22 protein-coding genes and 2 pseudogenes are annotated in these 24,607 nt (G+C 52.8%); 19 read left to right on the forward strand and 5 right to left on the reverse strand.

Annotated features, from left to right (window positions below):
• The first annotated feature begins 192 nt into the window (after window positions 1–192).
• From glp to crcB, 4 genes are read left to right on the forward strand one after another with little or no spacing between them, the layout of a single operon-like run.
• Entirely contained in the window at window positions 193–1,386 is a 1,194-nt protein-coding gene (glp, locus tag ACO0LK_RS05435) for a gephyrin-like molybdotransferase Glp (RefSeq protein ID WP_422973047.1), read from the forward strand.
• Between the two features lie 17 nt (window positions 1,387–1,403).
• Window positions 1,404–1,661 carry a molybdopterin converting factor subunit 1 gene (gene moaD, locus ACO0LK_RS05440; RefSeq protein ID WP_422972908.1) on the forward strand — a complete coding sequence of 86 codons (258 nt, stop codon included), beginning with the start codon at window positions 1,404–1,406 and terminating at the stop codon, window positions 1,659–1,661.
• A 1-nt stretch (window position 1,662) separates the two neighbouring features.
• Entirely contained in the window at window positions 1,663–2,145 is a 483-nt protein-coding gene (moaE, locus tag ACO0LK_RS05445; protein WP_422972910.1) for a molybdopterin synthase catalytic subunit MoaE, read from the forward strand.
• Window positions 2,142–2,525 (forward strand): fluoride efflux transporter CrcB, encoded by a 384-nt coding sequence (gene crcB / locus ACO0LK_RS05450; RefSeq protein ID WP_422972912.1) that lies wholly within the window; start codon window positions 2,142–2,144, stop codon window positions 2,523–2,525. The genes moaE and crcB overlap by 4 nt, the downstream gene beginning before the upstream one ends.
• Before the next feature lie 4 nt (window positions 2,526–2,529).
• On the opposite strand, the gene ACO0LK_RS05455 is transcribed toward crcB, so the two are convergent.
• Entirely contained in the window at window positions 2,530–3,567 is a 1,038-nt protein-coding gene (locus ACO0LK_RS05455) for a phytanoyl-CoA dioxygenase family protein (protein ID WP_422972914.1), read from the reverse strand.
• Window positions 3,568–3,688: 121 nt separating this feature from the next.
• Here ACO0LK_RS05455 and pip point away from each other — a divergent pair, with 121 nt between their 5' ends.
• Window positions 3,689–4,654: a prolyl aminopeptidase gene (gene pip, locus ACO0LK_RS05460; protein WP_422972916.1), complete on the forward strand. Its 966-nt coding sequence runs from the start codon at window positions 3,689–3,691 to the stop codon at window positions 4,652–4,654.
• 26 nt (window positions 4,655–4,680) lie between these two features.
• Here pip and ACO0LK_RS05465 read toward each other — a convergent pair whose 3' ends face one another.
• Window positions 4,681–5,238 carry a hypothetical protein gene (locus tag ACO0LK_RS05465; protein WP_422972917.1) on the reverse strand — a complete coding sequence of 186 codons (558 nt, stop codon included), beginning with the start codon at window positions 5,236–5,238 and terminating at the stop codon, window positions 4,681–4,683.
• A gap of 110 nt (window positions 5,239–5,348) precedes the next feature.
• On the opposite strand from ACO0LK_RS05465, the gene clpB reads away from it, so the two are divergent.
• Window positions 5,349–7,946: an ATP-dependent chaperone ClpB gene (gene clpB / locus ACO0LK_RS05470; RefSeq protein ID WP_422972919.1), complete on the forward strand. Its 2,598-nt coding sequence runs from the start codon at window positions 5,349–5,351 to the stop codon at window positions 7,944–7,946.
• 329 nt (window positions 7,947–8,275) lie between these two features.
• Window positions 8,276–8,656: pseudogene (locus tag ACO0LK_RS05475) on the forward strand (DUF3363 domain-containing protein); the annotation flags it as partial.
• Window positions 8,657–8,850: 194 nt separating this feature from the next.
• On the opposite strand, the gene ACO0LK_RS05480 reads toward ACO0LK_RS05475, so the two are convergent.
• Window positions 8,851–9,750 (reverse strand): LysR family transcriptional regulator, encoded by a 900-nt coding sequence (locus tag ACO0LK_RS05480; protein ID WP_422973049.1) that lies wholly within the window; start codon window positions 9,748–9,750, stop codon window positions 8,851–8,853.
• A gap of 167 nt (window positions 9,751–9,917) precedes the next feature.
• Between ACO0LK_RS05480 and lhgO the strand changes: the two genes are divergently transcribed.
• The 5 genes and pseudogenes from lhgO (at window position 9,918) to ACO0LK_RS05505 (ending at window position 14,340) form a co-directional block, all read left to right on the forward strand.
• Window positions 9,918–11,126: an L-2-hydroxyglutarate oxidase gene (gene lhgO, locus ACO0LK_RS05485; protein WP_422972921.1), complete on the forward strand. Its 1,209-nt coding sequence runs from the start codon at window positions 9,918–9,920 to the stop codon at window positions 11,124–11,126.
• 104 nt (window positions 11,127–11,230) lie between these two features.
• On the forward strand, window positions 11,231–12,544 hold the full coding sequence (locus tag ACO0LK_RS05490) for an MFS transporter (RefSeq protein WP_422972923.1): 1,314 nt from the start codon (window positions 11,231–11,233) through the stop codon (window positions 12,542–12,544).
• A gap of 249 nt (window positions 12,545–12,793) precedes the next feature.
• Window positions 12,794–13,288 carry an acyl-CoA thioesterase gene (locus tag ACO0LK_RS05495; protein ID WP_422972925.1) on the forward strand — a complete coding sequence of 165 codons (495 nt, stop codon included), beginning with the start codon at window positions 12,794–12,796 and terminating at the stop codon, window positions 13,286–13,288.
• Between the two features lie 153 nt (window positions 13,289–13,441).
• Window positions 13,442–14,074, forward strand: a pseudogene (locus ACO0LK_RS05500) (TrbI/VirB10 family protein); the annotation flags it as partial.
• Window positions 14,071–14,340 carry a DUF2274 domain-containing protein gene (locus ACO0LK_RS05505; RefSeq protein WP_422972927.1) on the forward strand — a complete coding sequence of 90 codons (270 nt, stop codon included), beginning with the start codon at window positions 14,071–14,073 and terminating at the stop codon, window positions 14,338–14,340. The pseudogene ACO0LK_RS05500 and the gene ACO0LK_RS05505, both read left to right, overlap by 4 nt.
• Window positions 14,341–14,632: 292 nt before the next feature.
• On the opposite strand, the gene ACO0LK_RS05510 is transcribed toward ACO0LK_RS05505, so the two are convergent.
• Window positions 14,633–15,418: an AraC family transcriptional regulator gene (locus ACO0LK_RS05510; RefSeq protein ID WP_422972929.1), complete on the reverse strand. Its 786-nt coding sequence runs from the start codon at window positions 15,416–15,418 to the stop codon at window positions 14,633–14,635.
• Between the two features lie 157 nt (window positions 15,419–15,575).
• Here ACO0LK_RS05510 and ACO0LK_RS05515 point away from each other — a divergent pair, with 157 nt between their 5' ends.
• From ACO0LK_RS05515 to ACO0LK_RS05525, 3 genes are all read left to right on the forward strand, one after another.
• A complete protein-coding gene (locus tag ACO0LK_RS05515) occupies window positions 15,576–16,802 on the forward strand; it encodes an MFS transporter (RefSeq protein WP_422972931.1) in 1,227 nt (408 codons plus the stop codon).
• Between the two features lie 55 nt (window positions 16,803–16,857).
• A complete protein-coding gene (gene rraA / locus ACO0LK_RS05520) occupies window positions 16,858–17,352 on the forward strand; it encodes a ribonuclease E activity regulator RraA (RefSeq protein WP_422972933.1) in 495 nt (164 codons plus the stop codon).
• Window positions 17,353–17,654: 302 nt separating this feature from the next.
• Complete coding sequence (locus ACO0LK_RS05525) at window positions 17,655–18,530, forward strand: N-acetylmuramoyl-L-alanine amidase-like domain-containing protein (RefSeq protein WP_422972935.1); 876 nt, start codon at window positions 17,655–17,657, stop codon at window positions 18,528–18,530.
• 57 nt (window positions 18,531–18,587) lie between these two features.
• Here ACO0LK_RS05525 and ACO0LK_RS05530 read toward each other — a convergent pair whose 3' ends face one another.
• A complete protein-coding gene (locus tag ACO0LK_RS05530) occupies window positions 18,588–19,334 on the reverse strand; it encodes a transcriptional regulator (protein ID WP_422972936.1) in 747 nt (248 codons plus the stop codon).
• Between the two features lie 140 nt (window positions 19,335–19,474).
• Here ACO0LK_RS05530 and ACO0LK_RS05535 point away from each other — a divergent pair, with 140 nt between their 5' ends.
• The 4 genes from ACO0LK_RS05535 to ACO0LK_RS05550 are packed head-to-tail and all read left to right on the forward strand — an operon-like array spanning window position 19,475 to window position 24,541.
• Window positions 19,475–20,317: a hypothetical protein gene (locus ACO0LK_RS05535; RefSeq protein WP_422972938.1), complete on the forward strand. Its 843-nt coding sequence runs from the start codon at window positions 19,475–19,477 to the stop codon at window positions 20,315–20,317.
• A gap of 51 nt (window positions 20,318–20,368) precedes the next feature.
• Window positions 20,369–21,175, forward strand: a complete 807-nt coding sequence (locus ACO0LK_RS05540; protein WP_422972940.1) for a TatD family hydrolase — start codon at window positions 20,369–20,371, stop codon at window positions 21,173–21,175.
• A 3-nt stretch (window positions 21,176–21,178) separates the two neighbouring features.
• Window positions 21,179–23,719, forward strand: a complete 2,541-nt coding sequence (locus ACO0LK_RS05545; RefSeq protein ID WP_422972942.1) for a DNA internalization-related competence protein ComEC/Rec2 — start codon at window positions 21,179–21,181, stop codon at window positions 23,717–23,719.
• Between the two features lie 12 nt (window positions 23,720–23,731).
• Complete coding sequence (locus tag ACO0LK_RS05550) at window positions 23,732–24,541, forward strand: alpha/beta fold hydrolase (protein ID WP_422972944.1); 810 nt, start codon at window positions 23,732–23,734, stop codon at window positions 24,539–24,541.
• The last annotated feature ends 66 nt before the right edge of the window (window positions 24,542–24,607 follow it).

Here is a 24,607-nt window from a genome sequence, read left to right on the forward strand (position 1 = left end):
AGTGCCGGGGGTTTTGCTTTGTGAGTATGCTGTGGATTTTTATGCAATAGCGTGGCGTTTTCTTGTCAAACAGTTATTTGTCTGGTGCCGTATTTTGTGAATGCCTGCATCAGTCACCGGACAGAGGCATACAGGCTACAATATCGCCTGATAACAATTTGCTCAATCCGGGAATACTTCATGTCAAAACCTATGCTCACTGTGGCTGAGGCGCTGGAATTTTTATTGTCTGCTGTTCGTCCTATTCAGGACATTGAAACAGTTTCTACGCTGGCCGCCAATGGTCGTTTGCTGGCGCAGACCCAGACTTCCCTGTTGGATGTGCCGCCTCTGGATAATACCCAGATGGATGGTTATGCCGTGCGCGCTGCTGATTGTGTCAATGCAGAAACACGCCTGCGCGTCAGCCAGCGTATTCCCGCCGGTTATATTGGCGAAGCGCTGGAGGCTGGCACCGCAGCACGTATATTTACTGGTGCCATCATCCCGACTGGCGCTGATGCCGTAGTCATGCAGGAACAATGTGTTGCTGATGGTGATTTTGTGACCGTCAAACACCAACCCAAAGCTGGCGAATGGATACGCAGGCAGGGCGAAGATATTGCTACTGGATCGACTATTCTGGCAGCAGGGACCAGATTAAGGGCGCAGGAACTGGGTTTGGCTGCGTCTGTCGGGCTGGCGCAATTGCCCGTGTTGCGCCGTCCAAAGGTGGCAGTCTTTTTTACCGGTGATGAACTGGCCATGCCGGGTGACCCTTTGAAGCCGGGGGCAATTTATAACTCCAACCGCTTTACCCTGACGGCCTTGTTGCAAGACCTGGGTTGCGATGTCACCGACTATGGCATCGTGCCAGACAAGCTGGATGCCACCCGGTCCACACTGCGGCTGGCCAGTCAGGAACATGATGTCATCATCACCTCTGGCGGTGTATCGGTCGGGGAAGAAGATCATGTCAGACCTGCGGTCGAGGCCGAAGGCCGCCTGGATATGTGGCAGATCGCCATCAAACCAGGCAAACCGCTGGCTTTTGGCGAAGTGGGCAAGGCATTCTTTATTGGCTTGCCTGGCAATCCGGTATCCAGTTTCGTGACCTTCCTGTTATTCGTGCGTCCCTTCTTGCTGCGTATGCAGGGCGTGCAAAAAGTCAGCCCGCAGTCATATACCGTGCGTGCAGATTTTAACTGGCTGAAACCAGACCGCCGCAATGAATTCTTGCGTGCACGCATGAATGCAGAGGGTGGTCTGGATCTGTTTGCCAATCAGGGTTCAGCCGTGTTGACATCGACAGTCTGGGGTGACGGTTTGATTGACCTTGCACCAGGTCAAAGCATTCATGCGGGTGATGTGGTCAAATTCATTCCTTTCAGCAGCCTGATGGGCTAAGTTTTTTTAGATTGATTATGTATATTCAATTACGATTTTTTGCAAGTGTGCGTGAAAAACTGGGCTCGTCTTCAGAGCAGGTCGACGTGCCGCCAGAGGTGCAGACCGTGGCTGATGTCCGGCAATGGCTGATACAGCGTGGCGATGTCTGGGCCGAGGCGCTGGCGCCGGATCGTGCCTTGCGCATGGCATACAACCAGCAAATGTGCGCGCCTGACAAACACATCAGCGCAGGGGCAGAAGTCGCTTTCTTTCCTCCGGTAACCGGGGGGTGACATGACAGTAAGGGTGCAGACAGCAGACTTTGATCTGAATGCAGAGATGGCACAAATGCGTCAGGGCAAACCGGCCATCGGTGCCCTGGTCAGCTTTGTCGGTGTCGTGCGTGATATGAATGAGGGGCAGGCCGTTCAGGCCATGGAACTTGAACATTATCCCGGCATGACCGAGAAATCACTGGAACAGATCGAGCAGCAGGCGCGGCAGCGCTGGCAACTGATGGACGTGCTGGTCATCCACCGGGTCGGTGCACTCTTGCCGCTGGACCAAATCGTGCTGGTGATTGTGGCATCACGTCACCGTGGCGAGGCTTTTGCCGCCTGCGAATTCATCATGGACTATCTCAAAACCCAGGCACCTTTCTGGAAAAAAGAACAGACGCCGGACGGTGCGCGCTGGGTCGATGCCAGGGAAACCGATGACCAGGCTTTACAAAAATGGATGCAAGGAACTGAAACGCTTGCAGGAGACCATGCATGACCTGGCTAGGCGCACTGGCAGTAGGGCTGGGTGCTGCTTTGGGGGCTTGGCTACGCTGGGTGTTGGGCTTGTGGCTGAATGCCACTTATCCCTTATTGCCATTGGGTACCTTGATCGCCAATCTTGGTGGCGGCTATATCATAGGCCTGTGCGTTGCTTTTTTTTCTGCGAACCCGCAGTTGTCGCCTGAATGGCGTTTGTTTCTGGTGACGGGTTTTCTTGGTGGCCTGACTACCTTTTCCACATTTTCAGCCGAGGCCATGAGCTTGCTGCATCGTGGCGACTATGGCTGGGCGCTCATGCATAGTGGTGCACATCTGGTCGGGTCCATCCTTTGCTGTTTTGCCGGGTTTGCTACTTACCGTGCATTGTTTGCATAGCTGTTCAGCGCCAAATCTCTTGAACTGGCAATGTACTGGGTAGCATATTAATGTACTGCACAATGCGGGGTTTGGTACCGCGGTTGGGGCGACTGCCGTGCGGCAGTAACTGATTCCATATCACCATGTCGCCCGCCTTGCCGCCTATGGGCCTGGAACCTAGCGTATGCAAGTCCTGTTCTCGCGGATCGGCATCAGCAGGCAGACTGGCCAGCCAGGCATCCAGCTTATGCTGAAAGCCAGGTACCAGCGTCAGCGCACCTTGTTCGGGCGGTGTGTCTGTCAGATATAAAATCCCTTGTGTGGCAAATGGAATGGGTTGATGCAGGCTCATGTCCCAATGCAGGTCTGGCCCACGAAAGCTGTGCCCTGATCTTTCGGGTACATTGAAGCCGCAACGGTCGGTGCTGACCCATAAGTCCGTTGTCTGCCACAATTGTGCAAAGGCTTTGTGAATACGCGCAGAACTACGGTTGGCATCAAAAGCCGAGGACTGGAATAATTGCACCATGATGTTTGTATGTTCACCGTGATACCAGGATTCAACATCATCTTCCCTGGCGTTTAGTGTGTCCCAGATCACTTGTGCTGCCGCAGCACTATCTTGCGCCGGTACCGCTTCGCGCAGTATCACGAAACCCTGTTCATCCCAGTGTTGCAAATCGTCTTTCGACAGCACATCTGGCATGCTGGCCAGTTGCGCTTGCCATGCCAATATGCTGGCGGGTAGTGCCGTCTGGTGGGTGAGGGCGTTGATGCGCGCCACACTGTCCGTCGACGGCATGCCCGCAGTGTGGATGAGCCAGGCTTCAAAAACTGCGAAATCGGGTACTTCATTCAGGATGAACTGCGTCACCTGTTCCAGACCCACACCCAGGGTATGCAACATCAACCTGTCAGTGTGAAAGTGCGTGGTATGGTCGATTTTTTCTCCACGGCGCGCTGCCATCATGCGTGACCAGTAATCTTTCAGATGCGGCAGCTTGATGCGCACTTCGGTATCGGGGCAGCCAGGATTTGTGCACGTGTCGGACAGGGGCATGGCGAACACTGGTAAAAAAAGAAATATGATCGCAAACTGTGTAAAAAATAGCAAATTGAGATCAACATGGTCATTCTGAGTATAATCAGGAGACTTCTGTATAAACTTACATCTTTTATCCATGACTGCTGATACTTTTTCCTTATTCCCGGCCCTTGAAGCTAACCGTAGCGGCATGCTGAAGGTGGATGATACCCATACCCTGTATTGGGAAGAAAGTGGCAATCCGCAAGGTCAGCCAGTGCTGTTCCTGCATGGTGGCCCGGGCGCTGGCACTTCACCCAATCACCGGCGTTTTTTTGATCCGGCACATTACCGCATCGTTTTGTTTGATCAGCGAGGTGCCGGTAAATCCTTGCCCCTGGGCGAGTTTCGCGACAATACCACCCCCTTGCTGGTCAGCGACATAGAAAAAATCCGTGTCATGCTGGGGATAGAGCAGTGGCTGGTCTTCGGCGGATCATGGGGTTCGACCCTGGCACTTGCCTATGGTGAGGCGCATCCTGAGCGCTGTCTTGGCTTTGTGCTCAGGGGCATATTCCTGTGCACCAAGGCCGAAGTGGAATGGTTCGTGAACGGCATGAAATTTTTCTTCCCCGAAGTGCATCAGCGTTTTGCTGATGCAGTGCCGGAAGGCGAACGCCATGATTTGCTGACCGCCTATATGAAGCGCCTGTTTTCGGATGATCCAGCGGTCTACATCGAAGCTGCCCGTAACTGGAGCCGTTATGAAGGTTCTTGTATTTTCCTCAAGCCGCAACCTGAAGCCATTGCTGATTTTGAGTCAGACGCCATCTGCATAGGTCTGGGCAGGCTGGAAGCGCATTACATGCTGAATGCGGCTTTCATGCGTGAAGATCAACTGATACAGGACATTGAGCGCATACGCCATCTGCCAGCCGTGATCGTGCAGGGGCGCTATGATGTGGTGTGCCCACCGGTCAGTGCATACCGCCTGCATCAGGCCTGGCCGGAAGCCAGTCTGCAAATGATTGCAGATGCCGGACATTCCGGTTCAGAACCAGGCATAGCCGAAGCGCTGGTACGTGCTACCGAGCAATTCCGGCAATCTGGCAAGTTTGAGTAACAAGTTTGAGTAACAAGTTTACGCCTTCAATTGAGCAAGCGTGGTGGCGCATCTTCGGGTGCGCTACCGCTGTTGTTACCCAGCATTTCCAGTGTAAATCCCCAATCGGCTTTTTCCACTGCATCCTGAAACAGTTTGCAAAAACCGTGTAACAGGCGGCGGCCCATGGCGACTTCAAAGTTTTTTTTGCCGCCAGCGACAATAAATTCCATACGAAATGCTGCTGTAGCATGCACGTGAAACTGGATGTCGTCTGGCAGTAAAGCCTGTTCGCCCAGGGGCCAGCTTTCGGCCTTGCTGGCGAAAGGTGCATCAAAATTGCCGCCATCCTTCATCTGGGCGACAGACGCTTCATGTTCCATCTGCACCATCTCTGCACTGGCATGGGCTGCCCCTGGCTTGCCCAGTTTTACCTGTTTGGCCATGGCTTCCAGTAAGGTAGGCCAGAATTGCATGGTCAGGCGGCGTGTAAACAGCAAGTGAATTTCTTGCCTGGACGAAGATGATTTCTCGCCAAAGGAAAATTTGATCAGCAGTCTGTCCTGGTCGGGCAGATAACTCATTTGTAATTGTTGTAATTCCATGTCTTTCTTTTGATGTAAAGCAAACAAGCGTGCATCTGTTTTTTTAATATTCTTGAAATTGGCTCTGCTGCCCCAAATTGTGTCACTAACTAATTCTTCAGGAGAGAGTCATGCGGCTCGACAAATTAACCACGAAATTGCAGGAAGCCCTTGCCGACGCGCAAAGCCAGGCAGTCGGCAATGATAACCAATACATAGAACCTGTGCACGTATTGTTGGCTTTAATCAACCAGGATGATGGCAGCAGCCGTTCGCTGTTGCAAAGAGCAGGCGTGAATGTGATCGCCCTTGGCAATGCCTTGAAGTCAGCCCTGGACAGATTGCCCAAGGTATCCGGTACCGATGGTCAGGTCCAGGCTGGTCGTGAGCTGGTAGGCTTGCTGAACCTGGCTGATAAAGAATCCCAGAAACGTGGCGATCAGTTCCTGGCCAGTGAAATGGTCTTGCTGGCCCTGACCGAAGACAAATCGGAAGCAGGCAAGCTGGCGCGCGAAAACGGCCTGACGCGCAAGGCGCTGGAACAGGCGATTGCTGCCGTGCGCGGTGGCGGCAATGTGGATAGCCAGGACGCCGAAGGCCAGCGTGAAGCCCTGAAAAAATATACGCTTGATCTGACCGAGCGCGCACGTCTGGGCAAACTTGATCCTGTGATCGGGCGTGATGATGAAATCCGTCGTGCTATCCAGGTCTTGCAGCGTCGCAGCAAGAATAATCCGGTCTTGATCGGTGAGCCTGGAGTCGGTAAAACCGCCATCGTCGAAGGCCTGGCGCAGCGTATCGTCAATGGTGAGGTGCCAGACAGCCTGAAATCCAAACGTGTCTTGTCGCTGGATATGGCTGCTTTGCTGGCAGGTGCCAAATACCGTGGTGAATTTGAAGAACGCCTGAAAGCCGTGCTGAAAGAAATCGCCATGGATGAAGGCCAGACTATCGTCTTTATCGATGAATTGCACACCATGGTCGGTGCCGGCAAGGCAGAGGGCGCGATGGATGCCGGCAATATGCTGAAACCCGCCCTGGCGCGTGGTGAACTGCATTGCGTCGGTGCCACCACCCTCGATGAATACCGCAAATACATAGAAAAAGATGCTGCACTGGAACGTCGCTTTCAGAAAATCATCGTGGATGAGCCGAGTGTCGAAGCGACGATAGCGATCCTGCGTGGCCTGCAAGAAAAATATGAAGTCCATCATGGTGTCGATATTACCGATCCGGCCATCGTTGCTGCGGCAGAACTGTCACACCGCTATATCACCGACCGCTTCTTGCCGGACAAGGCGATTGATCTGATTGATGAAGCTGCTGCCAAGATCAAGATAGAAATCGACTCCAAGCCCGAAGTCATGGACAAGCTGGACCGTCGCCTGATACAACTGAAGATAGAAAAGGAAGCCGTCAAGCGCGAGAAAGATGAAGGTTCGAAAAAACGTCTGGTATTGATCGAAGAAGAAATCGACAAACTGGCCCGCGAATACGCTGACCTGGAAGAAGTCTGGAAGGCAGAAAAAGCCAGCGTGCAGGGCAGTACCCATATCAAGGAAGAGATAGAAAAAATCCGGCTGCAAATGGATGATGCAAGACGCAAGGGCGACTGGCAAACCATGTCCGAATTGCAGTATGGCCGCCTGCCTGAACTGGAAGCACAACTGAAACAGGCTGATACCCAGGCAGATAAAAACCAGCAAGACCATGGCAAGATGAAATTGCTGCGTACCCAGGTTGGTGCTGAAGAAATTGCCGAAATTGTCTCGCGGGCGACTGGTATTCCAGTGTCACGCATGATGCAGGGCGAGCGCGAAAAACTCTTGCAGATGGAAGATGCATTACATCAGCGTGTAGTCGGTCAGCATGAAGCGATTGTTGCCGTATCTGATGCGATTCGCCGTTCGCGCGCAGGTCTGGGCGACCCTGGCCGTCCGTATGGTTCCTTCCTGTTCCTGGGTCCTACCGGTGTGGGTAAAACCGAGCTATGCAAGGCACTGGCAAGTTTTATGTTTGATACGGAAGAATCGCTGATCCGTATCGACATGAGTGAATTCATGGAAAAACACTCGGTAGCCCGCCTGATCGGTGCGCCACCAGGTTATGTCGGCTATGAAGAAGGCGGTTACCTGACCGAAGCAGTACGTCGCAAGCCGTATAGTGTGATCTTGCTCGATGAGGTGGAAAAAGCCCATCACGATGTTTTCAATGTACTGTTGCAGGTGCTGGATGATGGGCGTATGACCGATGGACAGGGCCGTACCGTGGACTTTAAAAACACGGTGATCGTCATGACATCCAATCTTGGCTCGCACCAGATACAGGCCATGGAAGGCAGTGACCCTGAAGTGATCAAGATGGCTGTCATGGGTGAAGTCAAAACCCATTTCCGTCCGGAATTCATCAACCGTATTGATGAGATCGTCGTGTTCCATGCACTGGATGCCAAAAACATCGGTGCGATCGCCAAGATACAGTTGAAGACGCTGGAACAACGTCTGCATCAGATGGACATGGGCTTGCAGGTCAGCGACGCCGCTTTGCACAAAATCGCCGAGGCTGGTTTCGACCCTGTGTATGGTGCCAGACCGCTGAAACGCGCGATCCAGCAGGAAATCGAAAACCCCTTGTCGAAAATGATATTGCAAGGCCAGTTCGGACCCAAGGATGTGATTGCCATTGACGCCAAAGAACATGAACTGGTGTTCACCAAAGCCAGTGTCTGATTGAATAGAAATATTGAACTTTGAGACCAGGCTATGGTCTATCTGAATGTAGGAAGCAAGTTGGGGCAGCATGCAAATGCTGCCCTTTTTTTATTTCACCATGACGTTAGCACCGAATTTGGCTGACGTTCGCTGAGACTCGCCACAGCGAGTTTCCCTAGGGAGCAAGCGGGTTCACCATATGACGGTGCTTTCCGTAACCATTGAGTTACTACACTTCGAGAACGCCGATGGCAGTGCCAGGAATCCAACGTCTTCGGTTGAATTGCTGACCACACTGATGTCAAACAGTCCAATGGCCGTAACTTTCTTGAATAGAGGCTCGCCGAGAGGTGCGCGAAGCACTGCGGCGGCGGTCAGACTTTTTGATAGAACAGGGGTTGGGTGAGCGACGCGGCCAGCGTGTGATCTTGGCGCGCAATCTGCTGGCAACATTACGAAGCCGGGATATCGACTCTGCCGCCAAAACCATCGCTACGGAAACCGGTTTGATACATCGACCAGCGATCCATGGAGAGCGCGTGACCGGCATCTACAGCCGCAGCGTACAACTTGCCAGCGGTCGCTTCGCCATGCTTGACGGCGGCATGGGCTTCAGTTTGGTGCCGTGGAAGCCAGTGATTGAGCAGCGACTGGGGCAGGCCCTGACTGCCATCGTTCGCGATGGTGGTGGCGTATCCTGGGAGTTCGGCCGAATGCGCGGGCAGTAGATCAACTAACGATTTAGCAGCACTTAACGCAAATACTACTTCTTGATTTTTAAGGTCGTGATTTTTCGGAAAGTGAATAAATCAGCGGCTCCTTTAAATCCGACGTATTTTCGGAAACGGATTGAAAGCAAAATCACATGCTTGTCAAAATAATATCGTATGCTGAAGATCGAACTATTTCTTTTGAACCGCATTTATGGCAAATGCGTGTCAGTGGAAAAGTTTGCAATATTGGCCACCAACAACCGCATCCTATCGATGAGCGGACGGGAGTCTCCACGTCGCCATTGGAAAGAGTAAGGAAGCGGAGTTAGCGTGGAGTCATCCGGTGCCCTGCAAAGACTCTTCTGGGTCACCAATTTGTCAGCCCACCCAGTGGGCAAAATGCCCACGCCAACTGATGCGACCAGCATACCGGCGATCGCCCCCCAGTTGTTGCAGCTGATCCGCTCGATAGATGCAATTTGATGGGCCAGTAGCCAATCGTCAACGAGGCGGGTAGTACCCGCTGAAGGTGGTAGTGCGATGATTGGCAATCCCTTTCCAAGCAAACTGACCATCGTTTCGCCGTCACCCACCAGTTTTGGTGCCGCCATCCAAACAAACTGCGCCTGCGTGATTGGTTGGGAAAGAATGGTTTGGCGGGACGAGCGTCCGGCGATGACGGCGAAATCAATCTCACCTTTGTCGACTTGAACTTCCAGGGAAGCACCGACGTCAACATGAGGCTCCAATATCAGCCTCGGATGAAATGTTCGCACCTGAGCGACGAAATGCGGCAGCCATGTCAGGGCGCTGAGCTCGCCTACGCCGAATGTGCAACGTCCCACAAGGTCTGCGTTGGGTGTAAATCCTCTGCGGATGTTAGCGACGGCATCGATTACTTCCAGCGCTCGTGGCAACAACCCATGTCCAGCATCCGTAAGGGTTGCACGATGTCCGCTTCTGTCGAAAACGGGCACGCCCAGCGACTGCTCCAATTCTGCAATGCGTTTGGATAACGAAGATACCGAGAGGTGTAGGCGTTGGGCGGCAATGGCGAAATTTGCGCAGGTTGCAGCCCAGTAAAAGGCTTCCAGTTGCTTAAGGGTCATAGGCTTCGAATATTGTTCGCTTTTAGCGAATAAGTCAATATAAATAATTTCGCTTTTTTTAATCACATCCTCTAACTAACATTGCCGAATTGTCTCGCGGCTCATCGTCAATTGATGAAATTGCCAATGAAAGTGGGGGGGGCTGGTCCTAATGGAAAAAGTTGCTTATGAACAAAAAATGCTATGCCATCATCGGTGGCGGAATCAACGGATTGGCGGTGGCCAGGCAGCTGTTGCTTGATTACCCAGACATATCAGTGACGGTTTTCGAAAAGGAAGCAGCTGTCGCAAAGCATCAGTCCAGCCACAACTCGGGAGTGGTGCATGCCGGCTTGTACTACGAGCCGGGTGGTCTGAAAGCCCGCCTGTGTCGTCGTGGAGTCGAACTTGTCAAGAACTATTGTGCTGAAAACGCCATTCCTTACGACGAATGCGGCAAGGTTGTCGTGGCGCTCAACGAAGAGGAGCTTCCGCGGCTGGAGGCCATCTATAACAAGGCTCTGGCGAATCAAGTACCAGGCGTATGCCTGATTGGCCCTGACAAGCTGCGCGAGATCGAACCGAACTGCATTGGTATTCGCGCTTTGCATTCGCCGCATACCGCCATCGTCAGTTACGGTCAGATCGCCTGCCGAATTGCTCTGGAAATTGACGAGCGGGGCGGCACCATCCAGCTGAACTCGCCGGTCTATCGCTTGATTGAGCAGGGCAACCAAGTGCTTGTCGAATTAGAAAGCGGCGAAACATACGCACATTCCTTCGATTACGTCATTGCCTGTTCCGGCCTTCAGTCCGACCGATTGGCTAGGCAGTCCGGTGACAAGGCCACCCCTAGGATCGTACCGTTCTTCGGTCAATACTATGTTATCGATGAGGCCTTTAAGATGCATGTCAAAGGTCTTATATATCCCGTCCCTGATCCCCGCTTCCCCTTCCTCGGGGTGCACTTCACGAAGCGTATTGACGGCCAAATGACGATCGGCCCCAATGCATTCATCTCGCTAGGACGCGAGAACTACGACGGCAGCGGCATCAGTCTTCGCGACATCGCTGAATTCATGGCCTATCCGGGTTTTTGGAAGTTTGCCTTGCGCAATGTTTCGGCCACTATCCGGGAAATGAAGACCGTGTTGAGCGAATCGGTTTTCATACGTGAAGCGGCCAAATACGTACCTTCACTTGCCAATGTTGGTGTTGTGCCGGCAGTACGTGGCATTCGCGCCCAAGCCATGGAAAGTGATGGTTCGCTGGTCGATGACTTTGTGATCACGCAGCAGGGAAATATCACGCATATCCGAAATGCCCCGTCACCGGGTGCGACATCATCGATGGCGATCGCAGAGTACATCGTTAGGGAGGTTATGTCCAAGCCCTAATCAATCGGACTTATTTTCGGCCAGAAAACTGCTCATCTGTCTGCACGATAGCAGCGGTAAGCAGAAGTAGAAATTAATTAAAAAATCAAAGTAGGAGACAGACAATGAACGTTTTCAAAACTGAACAAGAAACTCAGGAGCAAGCTACCAAGCGACTTAGAAAAGTGGCGGCAGCGACAATCGTCGGCTCAATGCTGGAGTGGTATGACTTTTACCTCTATGCGACGATGGCTTCTATCGTTTTCAGCAAGGTGTTTTTCGATTCCTCGAACCCGGCAACGGCGTCGTTCCAGGCATTTTCCACGTTCGCTATCGGTTTCGTCGCTCGCCCATTTGGGGGCATATTCTTCGGCTATTTTGGTGATAGGTATGGACGCAAGAAGATGCTATTCATTACATTCTGCCTAATGGGCATATGTACCACCGCTATTGGACTAATTCCAACCTACGCCACCATTGGGATTTGGGCACCGCTGATACTGGTTGTCATTCGAATAATTCAAGGACTCGGAGCTGGAGCAGAACTCGCTGGGGCAGCAGTAACATCCTATGAGCATGCGGCAAGCAACAAGAAGGGGCGCCAGGGTGCCTGGCCCGCGCTTGGGCTGAACCTTGGGTTACTACTTTCTTCTATGACAGTGTATTTGCTTACCCTTAAAGGGGATGCATTCATACTCGCCGGTGGCTGGCGCATTCCCTTCATACTCAGCTTCGTTTTGGTCTTGGTTGGACTTTGGGTTCGCAAGAGTCTGCCGGAAACGCCAGAATACGATGCACTAGAAGAAAGCCATCGGAGGAAAAACCCACTGAAGGAATTGTATGCAGCCAATTTCAGGGGGCTTTTCGTGGTGTTTTTCGTCGCGATTGGCTACAACGCTTTGAGCTATATCTTCAAAACATTTTCACTTGCATATTTAACGCAGTTCGGGGGACTTTCTGCCAGTGTCACTTCACTCTCGGTGACTCTTGCCAGTCTCGTTGCGATATTCGCCGTTCCCATTTTCGGTTGGTTATGCGACAGATATAGTAGTAAGAAACTACTTATGGTCGGTGGTGCGCTTTCGACTTTGTTTGCTTACCCTTTTATGGCGATGCTGAGTAGCGGTGAGAACATGTTGATCTACGCGGCTATCATCATTGGAACTGGCATTCTCGCTCCGATGATGTTTGCTCCACAGGGGTCTTTTCTCAGCCGTCAATTTCCGGTAGAGGGCCGTTCGACAGGTGTTGGAACAGGTCGGGAAATTGGTACAGCTATTGCTGGTGGACTTGCACCACTGTGGGCACTGGCCATGGTTGCGAAATCTGACTCGCATTCAACCATTGGTGTCGTACTTATCTTGGCTGTTTCGGGTGCAATCGTGGTGATTGCCTCCGTTTTCGATCAAGGATACCGCTTCGGCAGCCACAAAAATTGATAGGAACGGTGGCAGGAATATCCGCTATATTTTTTAGCACCGCATGCTGCGTTTGCTGAGCATGCGGTCTGTATGTCGATTCCTGTCACAAAGGAAAAATTTCCGAAATGGAAGTCATGTTGCGTTGTCTTGAGCCTACGTTTAAGCCTAGTGCAACTATGGCAATGGGAAAAGCAATGGACCCGACAAAAAGTACGAAGCAGATCTTTGAGTCAACGGAAGTGTTGCCGATCTTGACAAAGGAAAAAATTGAACGTACCCGCGCATGAACTGACAATGACTGTACTGATGACGCCTGATATGGCCAATTTTTCAGGGAATGTTCACGGTGGAAGCGTACTGAAGTTTCTCGACCAGGTTGCCTATGCTTGCGCGAGTCGATATGCCGGACGCTATGTGGTGACGCTTTCTGTGGATCAGGTGATGTTCAGACAGCCCATTTATGTTGGAGAGCTCGTCACCTTTCTTGCCTCAGTCAATCACACTGGAACCACCTCCATGGAGGTGGGCATCAAGGTAATGGCGGAGAACATCAGGACTCAGGCCCTTCGTCACGCCAACAGTTGTTTCTTTACGATGGTGGCGGTTGACGACGACCGTATACCTGTTGCCGTGCCCGCTCTACGGCCGTTTTCTCCTGAGCAAAAGCGGCGTCATGCCGCCGCCGTAGTTCGAAAGGAACTGCGTCAAGAATTTGGCGAACGCTTTGAGAGCCTCAGGAAACGTCCTGCCAGTTCAGAGTGATTTGATTTTGCAATGAAAATCAAAGTCCACAATGCTTCACATTTCAGGCATTTGGCTAATAGAAAGCGACCTTTTATCCATAGTTTCGCGTTGAGGTGCTGGATGGAGGCGTGCATGAATTTGTGTGTGAAGCAGGACTGCGTGCGCAAGGCAACCCGTAATTCCGGATCTCTGCAAATGCCCGCATCACCGTATCAAGTCATGGCGGGTACGGTCATCGCTGCTGCGCTGGTGACGGGCATCAAATCCGACCTGCCGGGCGATGTGATCGCCACGGTGACGGAGCCGGTCTACGACACGGCCACCGGCAAGTACGTGCTGATCCCCCAGGGTTCGCGCTTGCTGGGCAAATACAACAGCCAGGTGAGCTATGGGCAGAGCCGGGTGCAAGTGGTGTGGAATCGGGTGATCCTGCCGGATACGTCCTCGTTCCAGCTCGACAAGCTGGTCGGCACCGATCCGGCGGGTTATGCGGGTCTCGAAGACGGTGTGGACTGGCACTGGGATCGCGTGTTCGCCAGTGCGGCGCTAACGACCTTGTTGGGCATCGGCGCCGAACTGGCCGCACCGGAGAATCGCAATGGAGGGGGCCGCGTGATCATCGCTGGGCGCGACAGCCTGAAGGACTCTGTGAATCAGGTGGGCCAGGAGATGACCCGGCGCAACATGAACATGCAGCCGACGCTAACCGAGCGACCCGGCCTGCCGGTGCGCGTCATCGTCAATCGGGATTTGGTGCTGCGGCCGTACCAGCCACTTTTCTTTGTGCGTGGGGGATTGCGATGAGCACGCCTACAAAGAGGCTGAGACTCGGGCCGCTGCCATCCAGTACCAGTACCAAGCTGACCTTCACATGCCCGGCCAGCTTGAAGGCCGACCTCGACCACTATGCGGCGCTGCACGCCCAGGCCTACGGCGAAACAGTGGATGCGGTGACGTTGATTCCGCACATGCTGGAAGCGTTCATGGCTGGTGATCGGGGATTCAAGAAAAGGGACGCATCAAAGCCGGTGTCGCAGAAGCCACCTCAGCGAGAAGCAACACCTCCGTAGGCAAAGTCACAGCCAAGCCTCGTTGAACGCGCAGTCTCCGAACTGCGCGTTCGCGTTTTGGGGTATCAGCCTTATGTATGGCTCACATATGATTACGGAGGACGGGGCCAATGCCTTCACCCGTGTTGCCCGCTCAGGTACGCCAAGACCCGCAACCGCAAGGCTCCTATGTGGCCCCCAGCCTGCAAATCTATAGTGGGCTGAAGTCACCGAAAAACACCCTAAACTGTTGCGTTGTATAGGTTTTTCGCGTCATGCCCGCCATCATAAAAGGCTTGACAGCGGACATTTTTTATTTCTGACGAAAAAAGCTGCTTGGTGATTCGCCAAATGTTTTTTTGAACATGGCCGAAAAAGCCGATTGACTGGCATAGCCCAGTTCAGCCGCCACTTGCGACAAGGGCAGGCCGCTGCTGATCAGCGGTGACGCTTTTGATAAGCGCATTTGCTGGCGCCAGGCGGTGAAGGACATATCCAGTTCCTGTTCAAACAGGCGTGACAGCGTGCGTGATGATGCCCCAACCTGGCTTGCATAATCTTCCAGCGTGAGGCCAGATGCCGGGTCGGCCAGCAATATTTCACACAGGCTTTTCAGACGTTTGTCGCGCGGCATGGGCAGGCGTATGGGTAGGTGTTTGGCGGCCTGCAATTCATCTGTGATGACGGCAGCAAGATGGTTTTCACGTGCGCCTGCTTGTTCTATCTGCTCCATGCTGGCGATCAGTTCGCGCAGCAAGGGCGATACTTCCAGCACCAGGCAATTATTGCCGTTGAAAGGCAGATAATCCGCATGAAAATTTAACAAACGCAATTGCGAGGGCTCAATAATCCTGACCTCATGTTCCACACCTACTGGTATCCAGATAGCCCGTAATGGCGGTACGAACCAGGTATTGTCATTGGCCAGGATTTGCATCATGCCCTGTGGGGTGTAGGTCAGTTGCCCCCATTGGTGGCGATGCATGCGTATTACTTCCTCCGTCGGCAGATTGCGGGCGGCCAGACGCACCGGGCGTTCCGGAGTGGGGCGCTTGTCCGGCGATTGCGGGCGGGTGTCGGTCAGGATTTCTACTGCCATATTAAAATTGCCATTTAAGTAATGCGATTGAATTGTCGTAAATTCGACAAAGTTTGTCTATCTATCTTAAATCAGACTAGACGATTTTACATACACTCATCAGGTCGGGCGCTGTAATGCGCCAATATGCGCCAATTCAATAGCGAAAGGACCTGGTATGACTACAGCAGTAAGCCCCCCGGTAAATCTCAGACAGGATGCGATGGTGATCGGTCTGGTGGGCCTGGCACATGGCATTTCCCATTTCTTCCATATGATACTGGCCCCCTTGTTCCCCTGGATTAAGGATGCGTTCAGCCTGAGTTATGCCGAATTGGGTCTGTTGATGACGGTGTTTTTTGTCATTTCCGGTATCGGTCAGGCCTTGTCAGGTTTCATAGTCGACAAACTGGGCGCACGGGCAGTCTTGTTCTTTGGCATTAGCTGCCTGGGGTTTGCCGCGCTGGTATTGTCGTCTGCACAAAATTACGCGATGTTGCTGGCTGGCTCCATGCTGGCTGGTGTTGGCAATGCCGTTTTTCATCCATCTGATTACACCTTGTTGAACAAAAAGGTTTCCACTGCGCGTCTGGGGTATGCATTTTCTGTGCATGGTATATCGGGTAATCTGGGCTGGGCGACCGCACCGGTGTTTCTGGTGACCATCGCTGGCTTGACGAGCTGGCGCACGGCACTGTTTTGTGCCGCTTTTCTGCCGTTTGCCGTGTTGGCGATTCTGTTTGTCTATCGTGATTTATTGCATACCGAGCCAGTACATCACCACAATGTACACACTTCGGGTGTGAAAACGGCAGGTGGCACCACGGATTTCTTGCGCATACCAGCTGTATGGATGTGTTTTGGATTTTTCTTCATGACCGCGATGGCATTAGGGGGCATACAAAGTTTTTCTTCTTCCGGTCTGCGCGATATGTATGGCATGAAATTGAGTGAAGCGACCACTGCTTACACCGGATATATGCTGGCATCAGCCGCTGGCATGCTGTGGGGTGGTTTTCTGGCGGCAAAAACATCGCAACATGACAGGACGATTACCCTGGCTTTCAGCTTTGCCGGAATATTTTCCCTGATACTGGCCAGCGGTGCGGTGAATGTGCCGATTGCCATCATCCTGATGGCGGCGATAGGCTTTGGATCGGGCGTTGCAGGCCCTTCACGTGATTTGCTGATACGGGCAGCAGCACCCAAGAATGCGACTGGCCGTGTATATGGCGTTGTCTATTCGGGTCTGGATTCCGGTCTGGCGGTAGCGCCGCTGATCTTTGGTGCCATTATGGATGCGCATCATCCTTCCTGGATTTTTGTCTGTATAGGCGTGTTCCAGGTGTTAGCAATATTGACGGCGGTCAATGTCGGAACCAAGACACGTGCATTGGCAGCTTGAGCTTTGCTGGTTAGAATAAAGAACTATTCTAACCACGTTCGACCGAGGAAAAATCATGAGCTTTGCGACCTGTGATATCTGTGACGCCAATGAGGGCAAGATTGCTACCAACGAATTGTCTGTACTTCCACCTATCTTTTTGCGTTTTGGTAATGCGGTCAAATTCAGCGGGCAGGCCGTAACGCTGAAAGTCTTTGAAGACAATGTGCTGGTCAGGTCTACGCTGGAAACACCGGGCAATGGTCAGGTTCTGGTCGTCGACGGTGGCGGCAGTTTCCGTTGTGCGCTGGTGGGTGGTAATCTGGCTGCAATGGCTGAAAAGAACGGCTGGTCCGGCATCATCGTGCATGGCTGCATCCGTGATGTGGATGAAATCAACCAGTGCAATATTGGTGTGCGTGCGATGGCTTCCATGCCTTTGCGCAGTGCCAAGCACGGTGGCGGGATGAAAAATCTGCTGATCAATATCGCCGGTGTTGCGATTCATCCGGGTGACTGGATTTATGCGGATATAGATGGTGTGCTGGTCGCCAGGCATGCATTGATCTGAATTTCATAGGACTTACGCAAAAGCGCCCCAACTGCGTTGCAGCGCCTTGCCGGGACGATTTTGTGTAAGTCCTATTCCAGTATCATTAGTCGATCATGGGCGAAGGCAGGAAATGCATGGGCACATAGGTGGCGATGCGTTTATTGTTATTGAAACCTTTTCCTATGGTATAAGTCTGAGCAGAACTCATTTCCTTTTACCTGCCTATGTTTCCTCACTTATTTTCTCCGCTGTTTTCATCACTGTCTTTAGCAGTTGCTGCGCTATTTTTTGCCGCGCCATTGCAGGCGCAGGATAAAGCCTTGGTCCCTTCAACAGCTGGCAAGCTCGAAGCTGATCCTTTTCCGGCTAAAAAAATCTATCAAATGACGCCGCAAGAGGTCGACAAGTACCTGGCTTTTTTGCATGCCAGCGTGCCGGACTTGCGTCAGCGAATAGTCACCCTCGCCAGGAAAAATATTGGTCAGCCTTATCGCCTGAATTTACTGGGTGAATTTCCTTTCGAGCTGCATGACACTTTACCCATGTACAGCCTGACGCACAGCGATTGCCTGGTATTTGTTGAGCATACCTACGCCATGGCATTAAGCCGGTCATGGGAAGAGTTTTTCTGGATATTGCAGCGCATACGATACAAGGATGGTCAGATCGGTGTAGCGACCCGCAATCATTACACCGAAGTGGACTGGAATATCAATAACGCGTGGCTGCTCAAGGATGTCTCTGGCAATCTGTTGCCCGGACCAGCCAGTACCTTTGATATCAGCGTGGACAGGGCAAAGTTCTTGAGGGAGCAGCATCACACGGTCACCAACATCCCGGTCCAGAACAGCCGCGAGGCTTATGTGAAAACGGCGCAGGTGAATGCTGTATTGTCACAGTTACAGAACGGTGATTTCGTCAACGTTGTATCTGACAAGGATGGCTATCAGTCGGTTACCCATGTCGGACTGGTGGTGATTGATGCCGACGGCAAGAGAAATTTCCTGAACTCTGCCGAGCCGCAAGTCAGGGAGGAAAGTTTTGATGCCTTCATCAATCGTACCCATGAACGCACCAGGACCAGCAAGCTGCCTAATCCAAGAAAACTGCTGGGTTTTAAATTCTTGCGCCTGCGCGATGATATCGTCATCCCGTCGTCGGTAAGCCTGCCCAGGCCTGCGACCATCGGTGGTTGATGGGGCGACAGGCGGCGATAGGGGCGATAGGGGTGACAGATCAGAATAGGGCACTCGTCAGTGTTTCTTGCGCAAAGCCGTGAAGCTGGCAGGTTCCCATTCCCGCATCGCCATGAGCAGGCCCGTACCACGTCTTTTCTTCAGCGGGCTGGCCAGGCTTTCTGTATGCAGTTCTGCGAAACTCTGTTTCAACTGACGCAATTCGGCATGAAACTTCTGCATTGCCGGTTCAGTCAGCATGCCATGCAGGAAATACATGGATTCATTCTCCTGGTGAAATGCGGCTTTCAGAAAATCTGGCATGCCACTTTCACGAAAATAGTCACGTATAGGGCCGTGAACCAGCCAGTCAAAGTCTCGGGCAACATTCAATCGTATGCGGTTGCCTGGCAAGACGCTGATCAGTTGTAACTTGTCGAGCCTTAGCAGCTTGCTCAGGCATTCGGTTTCTGTGATCTGGTACACCCGCAAGATATCTTCAAATTGCCAGTGGTTGATGGCACATACCGCGACCAGCAATAGTTTGCTGTCAGACACCAGTTCTTTTTCCTGCGCCACGCTCAGCGTATGGATGCGCGCATTGCTGGCATTGGCTTCCTGCGTGATTTCCATCAGGCTAAAGCCTAGGAAATGACACAACTGCGCCAGTCGCTCCACACTCATAGAGGCACCATTCTCGACACTGAGCAGCCGTTTGATGCTGGCTTCGGATAAATCCAGCGCCAGTGCGACATCCCGGTAGGTCTTGCCCTGCTGCTTGAGCTGGAATTTGATGCTGTTCAGAATTTGCCGGATTTCAGTCATGGTCGTCCTTGTCCCGAAGAGGGTATGGATGGTGGTATAAAATAATACTTTCCTCATTATAGCCTGCTACTTTTTGATCAAGAGTTTCATTTTTCTCGCCTTCTGGGCAAGCTTGCCACTTTAATATTCAGGAGCAGGTGATGCGGATGGAAAATAGTATGGTGCGCAAATCGAGCAAATCCGCCTTGCTTGCTGCCTCGCCCTGGATAATCACAGCACTGGCCGTAGTCGCCATGTTGCTACATGGGCCTATTCTGCAATTCGCGCATTATCATGACTTTGCCGATCAATCGGTGTGGATGGGTATCGCGCACGCCATGGATGTATTGTCGAATATCGGCTTTGCGCTGGTTGCAGTAGCTGGCGTAGCGGCACTAGCCAAAAAAATCAGGCAGGGCGATGCCGGTATGAGTTTTACTGCCTATTGCGTGTTTGTGGTGGCGCTAATGGCGACCAGCATGGGTTCCAGTTATTACCATCTGGCCCCCGATGATGCCCGCCTGTTTTGGGATCGTCTGCCGATAGCGCTGGCTTGTTGCAGTTTGCTGGCAGCAGTCAGGGCAGATAATCTGCCCGGCATGGATGCACGGCGCGCCATGACCGAACTGATAGTGCTCTTGCTTGCTGGTCTGGCCTCAGTATTGTGGTGGCAGTATTCAGGTGACTTGCGCCCATATTTGCTGATACAGGTCTTGAATCTGGTGCTGATACCCGTATGGCAGGCCATGTGGGGCAGTGCGCGTAGCACCAGGTTGCTGTTTGGCTGTGCCATGTTACTGTATGTATTCGCAAAAGTGACCGAGTTGCTGGATGCAGAAATACTGCATGCCCTGCACATCGTCAGCGGGCATAGTCTCAAGCATTTACTGGCAGCGGCGGCGGCAGGTTTGATCGTGCTGGACTTGCGACCGCAAAGACCGGACGCGATGTTCTTGCAGAGGAGAAGACAAAAAATTGAAGGATTGAGACAATCTGCATCATAATCGCAGTGGTAGATTGGCTGTTTCATTTTTAAACCAACCCTGACTGATTTTATGTGGATAGATACGCACTGTCACCTTGATGCCTCTGATTTTGGCGGCACTTCGCTGCAGGTGGCCGAACAGGCTGCCCAGGCGGGGGTGGCGGGCATCGTGGTGCCAGCCGTGCATAAAAACAATTTCGATACCGTCATACAACTTGGGCAGCAGCGTAGCGACTGTTTTTATGCATTAGGTATTCACCCCATGTATGTTCCCACATCCAAAGAAGAAGACTTGCTGTTCTTGCGCCAGAAAGTTGATGGCCTGATGGCGGGGGCGGATGCAGACCGGAAACTGGTCGCCATAGGCGAAATCGGGCTGGATTATTTTGTGCCTGCCCTGACCCAAAGTCCTCTGCGGGAAAAGCAGGAATACTACTATGTCGAGCAACTTAAAATTGCCCGGGATTTTGATTTGCCGGTCTTGCTGCATGTACGTCGCTCGCAAGACATCATCCTCAAGCACTTGCGTCGCATCAAAGTCCGTGGCGGGATAGCCCATGCCTTCAACGGCAGCCAGCAACAGGCAGAGGCATTTATTGCACTGGGATTCAAACTGGGGTTTGGCGGTGCCATGACTTTTACCCGCGCCCTGCAAATACGGCGCCTGGCAACCGAGCTTCCATTGGAAAGTATCGTCCTGGAGACGGATGCACCAGATATTCCACCCCATTGGCTGACCGCAGGTGCCAACAGCCCATCCCAATTGCCGCAGATAGGCAGCGTGCTGGCAGAATTGCGCCAGATGGACAAGACACAGGTGGCAGCCACCACCAGTAGCAATGCGCTGACTATTCTGCCGCGCATGCAAAGGGCGTAAATAGTGCGGGCGGTGATGCTGGGCCTGGTAGTCGGCGTCGCCTTATTGCAGCAACAGGCGCGTTTATTGGACTGGGCAGCATTGCTGGTAGTTGCTGTCGTTTCGACTTGTGCCTGTATCCTGCTATATCGTTTTACGTCTTCCGAACGCCTGCGTTTGCCAGCACGCACCAGCCTGGCTGTGGTGCTGGGTTTTGTCTGGGCCAGCGGCTTTGCCCAGGTTTATCTCAGCGAATCCCTGCCTGTTGAATGGGAAAACAAGGACATCGTGCTGATCGGTACGGTAGACAGTTTGCCGTTTCGCTTTGAGCAGGGCGTACGGTTTAATTTTGCGGTGGAGCAGGTTGTTACTGACGGCAAGACTGAACACAAAGACTGGCCGTCCAAGGTGGCTTTGTCCTGGTATGGCAGTGAACGTGGCATGGACCGTAGTGCAGGCCAAAGTGCAGGCCAAAATGCGGGGCATGGTGTTGACCGCGTTGCTGATGGCGATGGCCAGGATGCCGATAGCAATACCGCAGGCAAGGCGATGGACATCCAGCCGGGCGAACGCTGGCAGTTACGGGTGCGGCTGAAGCGCCCACACGGCAATGCCAATCCTTATGGCTTTGATTATGAAGCCTGGTTGCTGGAACAACGATTGCGCGCCACCGGCATGGTCCGGCCGGAAACGCAGGCGGTAAAAAACCAGAGACTGAATACTTTTGTATGGAGTCTCGGAAATATGATCGAACTGGGGCGCGCCCGTCTGCGTGACCGTATTCATGCGGCATTGCCGACCCATCCATACGCCGGGGTACTGGTGGCACTGGTGGTTGGTGATCAGCGTGAAATTGCCCAATCCGACTGGACCGTCTTTAATCGCGCAGGCATCGGTCATTTAATCAGTATCTCTGGTCTCCACATCACCATGGTTGCCGGCCTGTTTGCCAGCTTGATTTATTACCTGTGGCGACATTCCTTTTTCATCAGCATGGCTACGCCTTTACCCTTGCGTCTGCCAGCGCAGAAAGCGGCGGCGCTGGCAGGCGCCGTTATGGCACTGGTCTATGTTGCGCTGGCCGGGTTTGGTGTGCCGGCGCAAAGAACCATGTTCATGTTGATCGTGGTGGCGCTGGCGGTCTGGCATGGCCGGATAAGCCAGTTTTCTTCGATACTCTGCCTGGCGCTGGGGAGCGTCGTTGTGCTGGACCCGTGGGCGGTTTTGTCGCCCGGCTTCTGGTTATCTTTTTCTGCGGTGGCCATGATCGTGTTTGCCAGCGATGGTTATCTGCATCAAAAGCAGGCTGGGCAAGATACCACGGCAATGCGTAAGACTTTGTTTGAAACGCTGCCAGATGCACTGCGGACAGCGGGCCTGACCCAATACGCTGTCACGGTTGGCCTGGTTCCGCTGACCATGCTCTTGTTTGGGCAAATTTCATTGATCAGCCCGCTGGCGAATGCGATTGCGATACCGCTGGTCAGTTTTATTGTGACACCACTGGCACTTCTGGGCAGTGTCATACCTGCGCCTTTGTCGGTCTGGTTATTGCAACTCGCTCACGTTTTTGTCGATCTGCTGGCCCGTTTTCTGACTTATCTGAGCGCTTATCCGCTGGCGGTGTGGAATGTGCCTTTCCCGTCATTCTGGATGTTTTGCCTGGCCATGCTGGGTGCGGTCTGGTTGCTGGCACCTAGGGGCTGGCCCATGCGCTGGCTGGGTGTGCTGTGTTGTCTGCCACTGTTTTTTCAGACACCGGCAACACCGACTGAAGGGGAATTGCAAGTGACGGCGCTGGATGTAGGGCAGGGCATGGCGCTGTTGCTGGAGACTTCGCAGCATCGCCTCCTGTACGATACCGGCCCCACGTATTCACCCGAATCGGACAGTGGCAGCAGGGTGATTTTGCCGTATCTGCACGCGCGGGGCATCAATAAGCTGGATGGCATGATGGTGTCGCACAATGACAGTGATCATTCTGGCGGTGCGCTCAGCATACTTAAGCAGTTGCCGGTGAATCTGGTCAGCAGTTCACTGCACCTGGATAGCCCCATCGTCCAGGCAGCCAGCAAACATCAGCATTGCGAAGCGGGGCAACAGTGGGAATGGGATGGCGTACACTTTGAAGTACTGCAACCTGTGCCTGCCAGCTATGAAAGCACTAAATGGAAACCGAATGCACGCAGTTGCGTGTTGCGGGTGTCTACCGCCAGGTATGCCATGCTGTTGCCGGGTGATATAGAGGCGATACAGGAAGATGAACTGGTCAACATGATTCCACAAAAACTGCCTGCTGATATTTTGCTGGCACCGCATCATGGCAGCGGCACTTCATCTACCCCGGCTTTTTTAAAAGCGGTGCATCCGACGGTTGCTGTTTTTCAGGTTGGTTACCTGAACCGCTATCACCATCCCAAAGCAGATGTGTATGCGCGCTACGCTGATTTTGGAATAAAACGTCTAAGAAGCGACGAATCAGGTGCAATCACATTACAATTTGGCGCATCATTAAACACTTCACAATTCAGACAGGAAAATGCGCGTTACTGGTTTGGCCGGTAATGACTTGCAGTTATGAGCGAAAACACAGTAAAACCCCTGCTTCATTTTGTCCATGGTAATAGCTTCCCGTCTGGCACCTACAGCATGTTCCTGGATCATTTACGCAGTCATTATGATGTGCATGCGACCGATATGGTGGGGCATAACCCGGCGTATCCCGTCATGGATGGCTGGAAGCATCTGGTGCAGGAACTGATCGATACCCTGCAACAGTCATATTCGCAACCGGTGATTCTGGTGGGCCATTCGGTGGGCGGGATTTTGTCGCTGATGGCGGCACGCGCCCGACCTGATCTGGTACGTTGTGTCGTGGTGCTGGATTCGCCGGTAGTGGCGGGCTGGCGTGCCATGTTATTGCGGTTGTTTAAAGTATTGGGGTTGGACAGGAAATTTTCACCAGCCCGTTTTTCAGAAAAACGCCGCCATATCTGGAAAAGTGAAGAAGAGGCTTATCAGCATTTCGCAGCCAAGGAAATGTTTGCCATCTGGCCGCCTGGTGTGTTGCGTGACTATATGCGGGCAGGTTTAAAGCCACATCCCGAAGGCGTGACCCTGCGCTTTACGCGTGAAGTTGAAACCGCCATCTACCGCAGCTTGCCGCATGGCCTGGGGCGCCTGCTGCGCCGTCCACCCGCAATGCCTATAGGTTTTGTCGGCGGAACCGATTCGGTAGAGTGCCGTCAGGCAGGGCCGGCAGCAACCAGGAAGTTAATGGGTGATAATTACGTATTGATAGAAGGTGGTCATTTGATACCGCTGGAAGTGCCGGCAGCGACGGCGGCAGCTGTGCATACCATGATTACCGGCTTTCATTTAAAGTAAGCCGGTTTGTCAGCAGCCCTGATTTGACTTGTTTTTTGCGCCATTGCGCAGTTTTTCTAAGGTTTT

Source organism: Undibacterium sp. Ji49W, from assembly GCF_049340205.1.
Lineage (GTDB): Bacteria > Pseudomonadota > Gammaproteobacteria > Burkholderiales > Burkholderiaceae_D > Undibacterium.

Excerpts from the sequence above, each read along its gene's own strand:
- glp (WP_422973047.1), top strand. The coding sequence starts at position 193 with ATGCTCACTGTGGCTGAGGCGCTGGAATTTTTATTGTCTGCTGTTCGT.
- moaD (WP_422972908.1), top strand. The coding sequence starts at position 1,404 with ATGTATATTCAATTACGATTTTTTGCAAGTGTGCGTGAAAAACTGGGC.
- moaE (WP_422972910.1), top strand. The coding sequence starts at position 1,663 with ATGACAGTAAGGGTGCAGACAGCAGACTTTGATCTGAATGCAGAGATG.
- crcB (WP_422972912.1), top strand. The coding sequence starts at position 2,142 with ATGACCTGGCTAGGCGCACTGGCAGTAGGGCTGGGTGCTGCTTTGGGG.
- ACO0LK_RS05455 (WP_422972914.1), bottom strand. The coding sequence starts at position 3,567 with ATGCCCCTGTCCGACACGTGCACAAATCCTGGCTGCCCCGATACCGAA.
- pip (WP_422972916.1), top strand. The coding sequence starts at position 3,689 with ATGACTGCTGATACTTTTTCCTTATTCCCGGCCCTTGAAGCTAACCGT.
- ACO0LK_RS05465 (WP_422972917.1), bottom strand. The coding sequence starts at position 5,238 with ATGGAATTACAACAATTACAAATGAGTTATCTGCCCGACCAGGACAGA.
- clpB (WP_422972919.1), top strand. The coding sequence starts at position 5,349 with ATGCGGCTCGACAAATTAACCACGAAATTGCAGGAAGCCCTTGCCGAC.
- ACO0LK_RS05480 (WP_422973049.1), bottom strand. The coding sequence starts at position 9,750 with ATGACCCTTAAGCAACTGGAAGCCTTTTACTGGGCTGCAACCTGCGCA.
- lhgO (WP_422972921.1), top strand. The coding sequence starts at position 9,918 with ATGAACAAAAAATGCTATGCCATCATCGGTGGCGGAATCAACGGATTG.
- ACO0LK_RS05490 (WP_422972923.1), top strand. The coding sequence starts at position 11,231 with ATGAACGTTTTCAAAACTGAACAAGAAACTCAGGAGCAAGCTACCAAG.
- ACO0LK_RS05505 (WP_422972927.1), top strand. The coding sequence starts at position 14,071 with ATGAGCACGCCTACAAAGAGGCTGAGACTCGGGCCGCTGCCATCCAGT.
- ACO0LK_RS05510 (WP_422972929.1), bottom strand. The coding sequence starts at position 15,418 with ATGGCAGTAGAAATCCTGACCGACACCCGCCCGCAATCGCCGGACAAG.
- ACO0LK_RS05515 (WP_422972931.1), top strand. The coding sequence starts at position 15,576 with ATGACTACAGCAGTAAGCCCCCCGGTAAATCTCAGACAGGATGCGATG.
- rraA (WP_422972933.1), top strand. The coding sequence starts at position 16,858 with ATGAGCTTTGCGACCTGTGATATCTGTGACGCCAATGAGGGCAAGATT.
- ACO0LK_RS05530 (WP_422972936.1), bottom strand. The coding sequence starts at position 19,334 with ATGACTGAAATCCGGCAAATTCTGAACAGCATCAAATTCCAGCTCAAG.
- ACO0LK_RS05535 (WP_422972938.1), top strand. The coding sequence starts at position 19,475 with ATGCGGATGGAAAATAGTATGGTGCGCAAATCGAGCAAATCCGCCTTG.
- ACO0LK_RS05540 (WP_422972940.1), top strand. The coding sequence starts at position 20,369 with ATGTGGATAGATACGCACTGTCACCTTGATGCCTCTGATTTTGGCGGC.
- ACO0LK_RS05550 (WP_422972944.1), top strand. The coding sequence starts at position 23,732 with ATGAGCGAAAACACAGTAAAACCCCTGCTTCATTTTGTCCATGGTAAT.